This is a genomic window from Dorea sp. MB18-49 (genome assembly GCF_023669465.1).
GTDB lineage: Bacteria > Bacillota > Clostridia > Lachnospirales > Lachnospiraceae > Dorea_A > Dorea_A longicatena.
The window spans coordinates 1-628 of the sequence record NZ_JAMOYX010000114.1; the positions used below are offsets into that span (position 1 = coordinate 1).

Here is a 628-nt window from a genome sequence, read left to right on the forward strand (position 1 = left end):
GCTACACCGATATAGCGTTATCGGCGTTGGCTTAAGGTCAATTTTATTTAAGTCTGTTTTCTTCAGACAGTAATTATTACTCTGTTTATAACAATTACCTCGGATGTCTTGATTAAGATATTTAAAATCTTATCATTTCTATTTCTTATATGCAATTTTCAAGGTACATAGATGATAATGAATCTTCATTATCAAGTGGAGAATACGAGATTCGAACTCGTGACCTCCTGCTTGCAAGGCAGGCGCTCTCCCAACTGAGCTAATCCCCCATATTCAATTATTTTTAGGCTTATAAGTGGGCTTAAGTGGACTCGAACCACCGACCTCACGCTTATCAGGCGTGCGCTCTAACCAGCTGAGCTATAAGCCCATCTTTTTTAGATTTGGCGGCCACCTACTCTCCCGCACCGTCTCCAGTGAAGTACCATCGGCCGCTTAGGTCTTAACCATCGTGTTCGGTATGGGAACGGGTGTTTCCCCTAAGCGCATCGCCACCAAAAATCATTATTAAGCTTTTGACAGCCTTAATAACTAAACAATAGATAACAACCCTTACTTTTATTCCTTAGAAAGGAGGTGATCCAGCCGCACCTTCCGATACGGCTACCTTGTTACGACTTCACCCCAG

Annotated in this window: 2 tRNA genes and 2 rRNA genes; all 4 read right to left on the reverse strand. The window is 42.5% G+C overall.

What is annotated here, in order from left to right:
* Nucleotides 1-196: 196 nt before the first annotated feature.
* Nucleotides 197-269, reverse strand: a tRNA-Ala gene (locus tag NCY30_RS14985).
* 27 nt (nucleotides 270-296) lie between these two features.
* Nucleotides 297-370: transfer RNA gene (locus NCY30_RS14990), tRNA-Ile, on the reverse strand.
* 11 nt (nucleotides 371-381) lie between these two features.
* A 5S ribosomal RNA gene (gene rrf / locus NCY30_RS14995) occupies nucleotides 382-499 on the reverse strand.
* Nucleotides 500-569: 70 nt separating this feature from the next.
* A 16S ribosomal RNA gene (locus NCY30_RS15000) occupies nucleotides 570-628 on the reverse strand; the annotation flags it as partial.